The 12,555-nt window shown below is 66.9% G+C and carries 1 protein-coding gene; it reads right to left on the minus strand.

The features are described from left to right. Window positions 1-8: 8 nt before the first annotated feature. Window positions 9-12,443, minus strand: coding sequence for a type I polyketide synthase (locus MSIMFI_RS17015; protein ID WP_191498347.1), 12,435 nt, complete (start codon window positions 12,441-12,443; stop codon window positions 9-11). Window positions 12,444-12,555: the final 112 nt, after the last annotated feature.

Here is a 12,555-nt window from a genome sequence, read left to right on the forward strand (position 1 = left end):
CTCATGCGCTACTCGTCGTCGTTCATGAATGCCGCGTTCACCAGGTCGTCGAGGTCCATGTCCGCGATGTCTTTTTCGGTGGTCTCCGCGGGAGCTGCCGCCGTCTGACCATTGGTGTCGCTTTCATTTGCCAACGCGAGCAATAGATCCAGCACTCCCGCCTGCCGCAGGCGCTTGACCGGAATGGACGCCACAACGCGCTGCAGCTCGGCTTCCCCGGGCGCCGCGGCCGGCGCTTCCTGCGGTGACGCGCCGAGGAGCTCTCGGTGCATGTAGCCGGCGAGCGCGGCCGAGTTCGGGTAGTCGAAGATGAGCGTGGGCGACAGCGCCAGTCCGGTAGCGGATTTAAGCCGGTTGCGCATTTCGACAGCAGTCAGTGAATCAAAGCCCAACTCCTGGAAGGCCCGATCCGGATCGATCGCTTCGGCGCTGGTGTTGCCCAGCACGGTGGCGATGTGCGAGCGGACCAGGTCGAGCAAGACGGCATGCTGCTCGTCTTCGGGAAGACCGTCAAGGCGTTGCAGCAGAGCCGATTTCGACTTCGCGGCGGCGAGCGAGTCGTCCACCTGGCGCCGGGTCGGCGCGTTGATCAGATCGACGAACATCGGCGGCAGTGTGCCACCGTCAAACTTGACCCGCAACGCGGCGAGATCGATATGCGCCGGCACTATGAACGGTTGGCCGACAATCATTGCGGTGTCGAGCAATCCGAGGGCTTCATCGGAGGACATCGCCGTGATGCCGTCCCGGGCGAACCGCTTGAAGTCGACGGCCTCCAAAGCCCCGGTCATGGCGCTGGCCTGATCCCACAGTCCCCAGCCCAGCGAGACGGCCGGAAGTCCGTGTGCTTGCCGATGTACGGCCAGTGCGTCCAGGAAAGAGTTGGCCGCCGAATAATTGCCCTGTCCCGACGATCCCACCAGCCCGGCCATCGACGAGAACAGCACAAACGCCCACAGGTCCAAGTCCCGGGTCAACTCGTGCAGGTTCCACGCCGCGTCGACCTTGGCCCGTAGCGCCACTTCCATCCGCTCGGGCGTCAGCGATGTCACGACCGCGTCGTCGAGCGCCCCAGCGGTGTGCAGAACGGCCGAGAGCGGCTGCTGCACGGGGATATCGGCGATGACCTTGGCCAGGGCCGCCCGGTCGGCCGCGTCGCACGCCACCACCTGCACGTGCGCACCGGCATCACTCAGTTCGGCGACCAGCTCCGCGGCTCCCGGTGCATCCGGCCCGCGGCGACTGATCAAAACCAGCTGACGTACCCCGTGCCGGGTCACGATGTGGCGCGCCAACGCCGATCCCGCCATGCCCGTGCCGCCGGTGATAAGGACGGTCCCCGTTGCCCAAGCGTCGGGCATGGTCATGACGACCTTGCCAATGTGGCGTGCCTGACTCAGGTATCGCAATGCCGCGGGCGCCCGTCGCACGTCAAACGTGGTGACCGGCAACGGCCGCAGCACGTCGTCGCCGAACAGCGCGGCCAGTTCGGCGAGCATCTGCGCAATGCGGTCCGGCCCGGCCTCGAACAGGTCGAAGGCGCGGTAGCGCACACCCGCGTGCTGCTCGGCGACCACGACGGCGTCGCGGATGTCGGTCTTGCCCATCTCCAAGAAGGTCCCGCCAGGCGTGGTCAGGCGCAACGAAGCGTCGACGAAATCACCGGACAACGAGTCCAACACTATGTCCATCCCAGCCGTGCCGGTCCTGCCGGTGACGGCGCGGAACTTTTCTTCGAACTCGAGGCTACGTGAATCGGCGATATGATCATCGTCAAAGCCCATGGCCCGCAGGGTGTCCCACTTGCCTTTGCTGGCGGTGGCGAAGACCTCCAAGCCCCAATGCCGGGCCAGTTGGACCGCGGCCATTCCCACGCCACCCGCGGCGGCATGCACTAATATCCGCTGCCCTGGCTTCACCGAAGCAAGATCGATCAGGGCGTAGTACGCGGTGGCGAAGACCACCGACGTGGTGGCGGCGGCGGTATGTGACCAGCCCGCCGGTACCTTGACCAGCAGCCGGTGGTCGGTGGTGGCGATGGTTCCAGTGCCGTGCGGGAACAGGCCCATGACCCGGTCGCCGACGGCGAAATCGCCACTCTCGCCGGCGCTTTCGATAACCACCCCGGACGCCTCGACACCCATGACGGCGTCCGGGTCGGGATACAGACCCAGCGCGATCATGACATCGCGGAAGTTGGCGGCAACCGCCGACAAGGCGACCCGAACATGGCCGGGCTGCAGCGGCGCGTCGGCGTCGGGAATCGGTTCCAACCGCAGGTTCTCGAAGGTGCCCGGGGTACTCATGCCCAACCGCCAGGGACCGTCACTGGGTGGTACCAGGACGCCGCTGACCGCGCGGCTGCCGTGCACCCGCGCGGTGTACACCTGTCCGCCACGCCACAACACCTGTGGTTCGCCAGCTGCCAAGACCTGGGCTATGGCCGAATCATCAAGGGCCGCATCGGTGTCGACGAGCACGATGCGGCCGGGGTGCTCGGTCTGCGCCGACCGGACCAGACCCCACACCGCCGCGCCCGCCAGATCGGTGATGTCTTCGCCGGGCAACCCCATCGCGCCCCGAGTCGACACCACCAACATCCCGGCGCCGTCGCGGGCTAGCCACGACTGCAGTACCTCGAGCACCGAACTCGTGGCCGCGTAGACCCCGGCGACGACTTCACCGTCGACTGGTTCGGACTCGAACACGACCGTGTCAGCCGACACCGGCTGCTCGTCAACTGACGGTTGCGCCGACCAGATCACCTCGAACAGCCGGTCGGGGCCCGACCCCGACACCGCTTTGCGTAATTGCTGATCGGTCACCGGCCGCGCCAGCATCGAGGCCACCGATAGCACCGGCAGACCTAGCCCATCAGCCAGCTCGACCGACACTGTCGACGGGCCCACCGGCGCGATCCGGGCCCGTACCGTCGAGGCGCCCGCGGCGTGCAGTGACACCCCCTGCCACGCGAACGGAACCAACACCGAGCCCTCCGGAACCTCGGCGGTGTCGGCGCTCAGTATCACCGCGTGCAAGGCCGCGTCCAGCATCACCGGATGGACTCCGAACCCGGCGACGGACACCCCGGCGTCTGCGGGCAACGCCACCTCGGCGAAGACTTCCTCGCCACGGCGCCACATCGCATTCAGGCCCCGGAATGCCGGCCCGTACCCATACCCGCGCTCGGCCAACTGCTCATACCCGTCGCCGAGCTCGACCGCGACCGCGCCCACCGGCGGCCACACCGACAAGTCGGTAGTCGCCTTCGCCGTCCCCGAACTCAACGTGCCCTCGGCGTGTAGCAACCAGCCCGCGCCGCCCTCGCCGCGTGAATACACCGATACCGCCCGGGCGCCCGCCTCGTCGGGACCACCAACGACCACCTGCACAGCCACCGATCCGGTGGATGGCAATACCAATGGCGCCGCCAATGTCAGCTCGTCGATCACTCCGCAGCCGACTTCGTCACCGGCTCGGATCGCCAATTCGACAAACGCCGCCCCGGGGAGGATCGCCACGCCGCCTACGGCGTGATCGGCCAACCAGCCGTGTGCGCTGGGCGACAACCGGCCCGTCAGCACCACCCCGCCCGATGCCGGTAGCTCCACCACCGCGCCCAGCAGCGCGTGCTCGCTGGCCTCGAGTCCAAGGCCGGCCGCGTCGGCCACCTCAGCTGCACCAGACAGCCAGAACCGCCGCCGCTCAAAGGCATACGTGGGCAACTCGACAAAATTCGCCTGGCCCACGACGGCGCGCCAGTCCACGGTGGCACCCGCGACGAAGGCGTGCGCGACCGCGTTCGTCACGGCCGCGGGCTCGGGCCGGTCCTTGCGCAGCGCGGACACCGTCATTACGCCCGCGTCGGGCAGCGACTCTTCGATCGAGGCAGTCAAACCACTACCGGGTCCCACTTCGACGAACCGCGTGGCACCGGCCGATTGCGCGAACCGGACACTGTCGGCGAATCGCACCGCTTCCCGAACGTGCCGCTTCCAGTACGCCAGGGACGCGAAGTCCTCGCCGGCCAGCTGCCCCGTCAGATTCGAAATGATTCCGATGGTGGGTTGCCTGATGGTGAGTCCGGAAGCCACCGTTCCGAATTCGTCGATCATCGGTTCCATCAAGGGTGAGTGGAATGCGTGCGAGACGGCCAGTTGGTGGACACGTCGGCCATCGGCGCGCAGCTGATCCGCGATGGCGATGACCGCTTGCTCGGCACCCGAAATCACCACGGAGGCTGGACCGTTGACCGCCGCGATGCCAACGTCGGCGGTCAGTAACGGCCGCACCTCGTCTTCGGTGGCCTGCACGGCAACCATGGTCCCGCCGGCCGGTAGTGCCTGCATGAACCGGCCCCGGGCGGCGACCAGTACCGCGGCGTTCTCCAGCGACAAGACGCCGGCCACGTGGGCGGCCGTAATCTCGCCGACGGAGTGGCCCATCACGTAATCGGGTCGCATACCCCAGGATTCCAGCAATCGGAACAGCGCGACTTCCACGGCGAACAGCGCCGGCTGCGCGAATTCGGTGGTGTTCAGCAGGTTTTCGTCGTTGCCCCAGATCACGTCGCGAAGTGGACGCAGCAGATGCTGGTCCAGTTCGCCGACGACGGTGTCGAATGCCCGGGCGAATACCGGGTATTCGGCATGCAATTCCCGTCCCATTCCCAGAAATTGGGAACCTTGGCCGGGAAACACGAAGACCGTCTTGCCCGCGGGCTGGGCAAGACCGTGGATCACCGCACCCGGAACGTCGCCAGCTAACTCGTCCAACCCAGCCAGCAAACTGTCCCGATCCCCACCGACGATCACCGCCCGATGCTCGAAGGCCGACCGTCCGGCCAACGACCACCCCACGTCAGGCACCTCAAGATCGTGGTGGGCACGCACAAACTCCGCCAACCGAGACGCCTGAGCCCCCAACGCCGACGCCGACTTGGCCGACACCACCCACGGCACTAACGCGGGTGCGGGGCGCGCCTCTGGTGGCTCGACCGCCGGAACAGCCTCCACGATCACGTGCGCATTGGTGCCACTAATCCCAAATGACGACACCCCCGCACGACGCACCCGACCCTCGGCGGGCCAGGGCTGCGGCTGAGTCAACAACGACACCGACCCAGCCGACCAATCCACATGCGGGCTCGGCGCATCCACATGCAATGTCGCCGGCAACACCTCATGGCGCATCGCCTGCACCATCTTGATCACGCCCGCCACCCCCGCGGCGGCCTGCGTATGACCCATATTCGACTTGATCGAACCCAGCCAAAGCGGCTGGCTGCGCCCCTGCCCATATGTCGCCAACAACGCCTGCGCCTCAATCGGATCACCCAACGTCGTACCGGTCCCATGGCCCTCGACCACATCGACATCGGCGGCCGACAACCCCGCGTTGGCCAGCGCGGCACGCACCACCCGCTGCTGCGAGGGACCATTGGGCGCGGTCAACCCATTGGACGCACCGTCCTGGTTGATTGCCGAACCGCGCACCACCGCCAACACCGGATGACCCAATCGCTGCGCATCCGACAAACGCTCCAACAGAAGCATTCCGCCACCTTCGGCGAATCCGGTGCCGTCGGCCGCGCCGGCAAAGGCCTTGCAGCGCCCGTCCGCCGACAAGCCGCGCATCCGGCTGAACTCGACGAAGATGTCGGGCGTGGCGTTGACCGTGACACCGCCGGCCAGCCCCAGATCGCATTCGCCGGACCGCAGCGACTGCACCGCCATATGCAGCGCCACCAACGACGACGAACACGCCGTATCCACCGACACCGCCGGGCCCTCCAGCCCCAACACATACGACCCCCGCCCGGACGCCACGCTTGTCGACTGGCCGGTCAAGCGGAAGCCTTCCACCGGTTCGGCGGCGAACATTCCGTAGGCCTGCGTCAGTACCCCGGCAAACACTCCTGTGGCGCTGCCCCGCAACCCGCCAGGCTCAATCCCGGCCCGCTCCAACGCTTCCCAGGAGAGTTCCAGGAGCATGCGTTGCTGAGGATCCATGGCTATGGCCTCACTCGGCCCAATACCGAAGAACCCGGGGTCGAAGTCGGCGACGCCGTCCACGAAGCCTCCGGTGCGGGTATAGCACGTCCCCGCAACATCGGGATCCGGGTTGTACAGCCCGGCCAGGTTCCAGCCGCGATTGGTCGGGAATTCGGAGAGCACGTCGCGGCACTGGACCACCATGTCCCACAGGTCTTCTGGCGACTCGATCCCGCCCGGGTAACGACACGACATGCCCACGATCGCGATTGGATCGTCGCCCGTGGCGCGGACGGCGGGTGTGTGCTTGATTTCTTGTGGGACTCCGGCAAGCTCGGTGCGCATGTAGGAGGCCAGGCCGCTGGGTGTCGGATAATCGAAGATAAGAGTGGGTGAAAGCGACAGCCCGGTAGCGGATTTCAGCCGGTTGCGCATCTCAACCGCGGTCAGCGAGTCGAAACCCAAGTCCTGGAACGCCTTGTCGGGGTCGATGGCCTCGGGTGTGACGTTGCCCAGCACGGTGGCGATGTGCGAGCGAACCAAGTCCAGCAGCACCGCATGCTGTTCGGCCTCGGGCAGTCCGTGTAGGCGGTGCGCCAGAGCCGATTTCGACTTCGCGGCCGCCAGGGAATCGTCAACCTGGCGCCGCGTCGGGGCGTTGACCAGATCGGTGAACATCGGCGGTAGGGCCACCGCATGAGCCCGCAGCGGACCCAGGTCGATGCGGGCGGGCGCCAGGAACGGTTGGTCCACGATCAGTGCCGTGTCGAACAATTCCAGCGCTTCTTCCGAGGACAACGCCAGGACCCCTTCGCGGCCCAGCCGGGCCAGGTCGGCGGCGTCGAGCCCACCGGTCATGGCGCTGGCCTGATCCCACAGTCCCCACCCGAGCGATATCGCCGGCAGGCCATGGGCACGCCGATGAGCGGCCAACCCATCCAGGAAGCAGTTGGCCGCCGAATAGTTACCCTGTCCCGACGAACCGATGAGTCCGGCCATCGACGAAAACATCACGAACGCAGACAGATTCAGATCGCGGGTCAACTCATGCAGGTTCCATGCCGCGTCCACCTTGGCCCGCAATACCATGTCGATTCGGTCCGGTGTCAACGACGAAATCACCGCGTCGTCAAGCACTCCGGTCGCATGAATCACGCCCGATAACGGCCGCTGCACCGGAACGTCGGCGATTACCTTGGCCAGCGCCGCGCGATCGGCCGCATCACAGGCCACCACCTGCACCTGGGCACCGGCGTCGGACAACTCCGCAACCAACTCCGCGGCCCCCGGCGCATCCGGACCGCGCCGACTCAGCAACACCAAATCACGCACGCCGTGCTGGATCACCACGTGACGCGCCAGCGCCGAACCCGCCATCCCGGTCCCGCCGGTAATCAGCACGGTTCCCGCCGCCCAAGCGTCGGGCATCACCATCACGACCTTGCCGATATGGCGCGCCTGGCTCAGATACCGCAGCGCCGCTTGCGCGCGCCGTACGTCAAACGTGGTCACCGGCAATGGCCGCAGCACACCGGCGTCGAAGAGTTCGGCGAGGTCCAGCATCCACTGGTGCATGCGGGACCGGCCGGGCTCGAAGAGGTCGAACGCGCGATATCGCACCCCTGGGTATTCCTGGGCGATCACGCCCGGGTCGCGGATGTCGGTCTTGCCCATCTCCAAGAAGATCCCGCCCGGGGCTACCAGGCGCAGGGATGCATCCACGAATTCGCCGGCCAACGAATCCAGCACCACATCCATGCCGCGCCCACCCGTAACCGTCCGGAACTTGTCCTCGAAGTCCAGGCTGCGCGAGTCGGAGATGTGGTCTTCGTCAAAACCCATGGCCCGCAAGATGTCCCACTTGCCCTTGCTGGCGGTGGCGAACACTTCCAAACCCAAATGCCGGGCCAGCTGCACCGCGGCCATGCCCACGCCGCCGGCGGCGGCATGCACCAACACCCGCTGGCCAGGCTTGACCTCGGCCAAATGCACAAAGGCCATGTATGCCGTGGTGAAAACGGCTGATATGGCTGCGGCTTCGGGGTATGACCAGTCGGCGGGCATCGGCAGCAATAGGCGGGTATCGCCGGGAACCAGGGTGCCGCTGCCGTCGGGGAAGAAGCCGTACACCGAGTCGCCGACGGCGAATTCGGTGACACCGGGACCGACCTCGACGACCACACCGGCGCCTTCGCCGCCCAGCAGCGCCTCGTGGGTGAACATGCCCAGCGTGATCATGATGTCGCGGAAGTTGGCGGCGATGGCGCGCAGCGCCACCCGAACCTGGCCGGGTTGCAACGGCGCATCGGCGTTGGGAACCGGTTCGAGCTGCAGATTTTCAAAGGTGCCCGCACTGCTCAGACCAAGCCGCCACGGCCCGTCTCCTGGCGGTACCAGGATTTCGTTGACGGTGCGGCTGGCGCGTACGCGCGCTGTGTAGGCCTGTCCGCCCCGCATCAACACCTGGGGCTCGCCGACCGCCAGCGCGGCGGCAACAACCGCATCATCAAGCGGCGCATCGGAATCGACCAACACGACCCGGCCCGGGTTTTCGGTCTGCGCCGAACGCACCAGCCCCCAGACCGCCGCGCCCGCCAAGTCGGTGATGTCCTGCCTCGCCAGCGCCATTGCGCCCCGGGTAGCCACTACGAGCACTCCCGAGTCGTGTTCGGTCAACCACGCCTGCACAGCCGCCAGAGCTTCGTGAGCGCGCCCGTAGGTGTCTGATACCGGATCTTCGTCAGCCGCAATGGATTCGAACACTTCGTAGGAAGTCGTGGCGTTCTTGCCGGGAGATGCCGCCGGCGACCAAACCAGCTCGAATAACCGGTCGGGGCCTAAGCCCGACACCCCCGATATCCCCGCCCGCAGCTGCTGCTCGGTCACCGGACGGGCCACCATCGCTGCTACCGACAACACGGGCAATCCCAGCCCGTCGGCAAGTTCGATAGACACTGCCGCCTGGCCCACCGGCGCAATCCGAGCCCGCACCGCCGATGCCCCTGCGGCATGCAACGACACACCCTGCCAGGAGAAGGGCAACACCAGTTCGGCATCTTGGTGGGCCAGCAGCGCCGCATGGAGCGCGGCGTCCAGTAGCGCCGGGTGCACCCCGAACCCGGCAACACCGCCGGCCGCCTCCGGCAGCCGCACTTCGGCGAACAGCTCGTCGCCGCGGGTCCATAGCGCGGTCAGGCCCCGAAACGCTGGACCGTAGTCATACCCCTGCGCCGCCAACCGTTCGTAGCCGTCGGCAATATCTACCGCGGCGGCGCCCGCGGGCGGCCACACCGACAGGTCCGCCCCGGGCTCGACCGCCCCGGAACTCAGTGTTCCTTCGGCGTGGCAGACCCACACCGAACCGGCCCCTGTCCCGGCACGGGAGTAAACCGACACACTGCGCCGGCCGGATTCCGCTGCTTCACCGACAACCACTTGCACGGCAACCGAATTCGCAGCAGGCAACATCAACGGCGTTCGCAGGGTCAACTCTTCGACCACCGGGCAGCCGACTTCGTCGCCGGCGCGCACCGCCAACTCCACAAAGCCCGCGCCCGGGAACACCACCGCTCCGGACACGGCGTGATCGGCCAGCCACCCCTGCACACTTGGCGACAACCGACCCGTCAGCACCACGCCACCCGAAGCCGGCAAGTCCACCACCGCGTGCAGCAACGGGTGTTCGCTGGCACCCAGCCCTAAACCGTGAGCGTCGGCCGCCACACCTTCGCCGGCAAGCCAAAACCGCCGCCGGTCAAAGGCATACGTCGGCAGCTCAACAAACCCCGCACCGTCCAGCACCCCACGCCAGTCCACCGCAACACCGGCGACAAACGCGGCGCCGACCGACGACAGGAACCGATGCAGGCCGCCGTCCTCGCGCCCCAGGGTGGGAACGACGAGGGCCTCGGCGTCGCCCGCAGTGCCGGTTAGGAAGTCGTTGGCCGTGTCTTCGATGCCGGCGATCAATGCCGGATGCGGACTGGATTCGATGAAGGTGCGGTAGCCGTGCTGGCATGCGCTGCGCACCGCCTGGTCTAGCTCGACCGTCTGTCGGATGTTGCGGTACCAGTATTCGGCATCCAAACCGGCCGTATCCAAACGGTTTCCGGTGACGGTGGAGAAGAAGGCGGTCCGGGTGGATCCGGGCTCGATACCCGACAGAACGTCAAGCAGCTCGGCTCGGATCGCCTCGACCTCAACCGAATGCGACGCGTAGTCCACCTCGATGCGCCGGGTGCGCAGTTCCTGCTCGGCACACAGCCCGATGAGCTCCTCCAGCGCGGCCACTTCACCCGACACCACGACGGCCGACCGGCCATTGACTGCGGCAATGCCGAGCCGATTACCGAACGGCGCCAACAACTCCCGCGCCTTTTCCGAACCGCAGGCGATCGACACCATGCCACCGGGGCCGGCCAATCCGGTCAGCAACTTGCTGCGCAGCGTGACCACCTTTGCCGCGTCGCGCAACGACAGGGCGCCGGCCACGTAAGCGGCGGCGATCTCGCCCTGTGAGTGGCCGATCACCGCGTCCGGGCGCACCCCGACCGATTTCCATAATTCGGCCAGCGCCACCATGACCGCGAACAGCACCGGTTGCACCACATCCACGCGATCCAGTCCCGGGGCACCTGGAGCGCCACGCAGCACGTCGGTCAGTGACCAGTCGACGAATTCGGAAAACACTTCGGCGCACGCATCGATCTGCTGCGCGAATACCGGTGTGGTATCAAGCAATTCGACACCCATGCCGACCCATTGGGACCCTTGGCCGGGGAACACGAACACGTTCTTGCCCACGGGCTGGCCAATCCCGCGGATCACCCCACCCGGAACCTCACCAGCTAACTCATCTAACCCAGCCAGCAAACTGTCCCGATCCCCACCGACGATCACCGCCCGATGCTCAAAGGCCGACCGCCCGGCCAACGACCACCCGACGTCAGCCACCTCAAGATCGTCGTGGGCACGCACAAACTCCGCCAACCGGGCCGCTTGCGCCCCCAACGCCGACGCCGACTTGGCCGACACCACCCACGGCACCACCGACGGCACCGCGCCACGCTCGCGACGCGACTCAGGAACAGCCTCCACAATCACATGCGCATTGGTGCCACTGATCCCGAACGACGACACCCCCGCACGACGCACCCGACCCTCGGCGGGCCAGGGCTGCGGCTGGGTCAACAACGACACCGACCCAGCCGACCAATCCACATGCGGGCTCGGCGCATCCACATGCAATGTCGCCGGCAACACCTCATGGCGCATCGCCTGCACCATCTTGATCACACCGGCCACCCCGGCAGCCGCCTGCGTGTGACCCATATTCGACTTCACCGACCCCAACCACAACGGCTGCGTCCGGCCCTGCCCGTAGGTCGCCAGCAACGCCTGCGCCTCAATGGGGTCGCCCAACGTCGTACCGGTCCCATGGCCCTCGACCGCATCGACATCGGCGGTCGACAACCCCGCGTTGGCCAGCGCGGCACGCACCACCCGCTGCTGCGAGGGACCATTGGGCGCGGTCAACCCATTGGACGCACCGTCCTGATTCACCGCCGAACCGCGCACCACCGCCAACACCGGATGACCCAACCGTTGGGCATCCGACAACCGCTCGACGACCAGAATCGCGCCGCCCTCCGACCAGCCGCCCCCGTCGGCGGCTCCCGCGTACGCCTTGGAGCGGCCGTCCGGCGCCAACCCGCGGTGCCGGCTGAACTCGATGAAGACGGTCGGCGTGGCATTGACGGTCGCGCCGCCGGCCAGGGCCAGATCGCATTCGCCGGTCCGCAGCGACTGCACCGCCATGTGCAGGGCCACCAACGACGACGAGCACGCGGTATCCACCGACACCGCCGGGCCCTCCAGCCCCAACACATACGACACCCGCCCGGAGGCGACGCTGGAGGTCATGCCGGTCAGCCGGTAGCCCTCGATCTCCTCGGCCAACATGCCGTAGCCCTGCACGATGAGCCCTGCAAACACACCGGTGGCGCTGCCCCGCAACGACGTCGGATCAATCCCGGCCCGCTCCAAGGCCTCCCACGACAGCTCCAGCAACATCCGGTGTTGCGGATCCATCGCCAGCGCCTCGCTGCGAGCGATGCCGAAGAACGCGGCGTCGAAGTCACCGACGCCGTCCACGAAGCCCCCGGTCCGCGCGTAGGTCTTGTGGCGCACGTCGGGGTCGGGGTCATAAAGCCCGGCCAGGTCCCAACCGCGGTCGGTGGGGAACTCAGAGATCACGTCGCGGCCTTCGGCGACCATCTGCCACAGGCCCTCCGGGGAGTCGACCCCACCCGGGAAGCGGCACGACATTCCGACGATGGCGATCGGCTCGCTCGACCGCTCCAGCAACGCTCGGTTGGTACGCTTCAGGCGTTCAACCTGGACCAGCGCTTTCCGCAACGCTTCGGTTGCATGCTGGAGTTGATCAACCATCGCTACCCCTTGCCTACTGGTCGTGTTCGACCGCCGGATGCGGCTTTCGCCGAGTCACGGACGTTGCTGCACGAAGCGAGACATCGTGCTGCGCTCCGACCAAGAATGTCGC

It is taken from the genome of Mycobacterium simulans, from assembly GCF_900232995.1.
GTDB lineage: Bacteria > Actinomycetota > Actinomycetes > Mycobacteriales > Mycobacteriaceae > Mycobacterium > Mycobacterium simulans.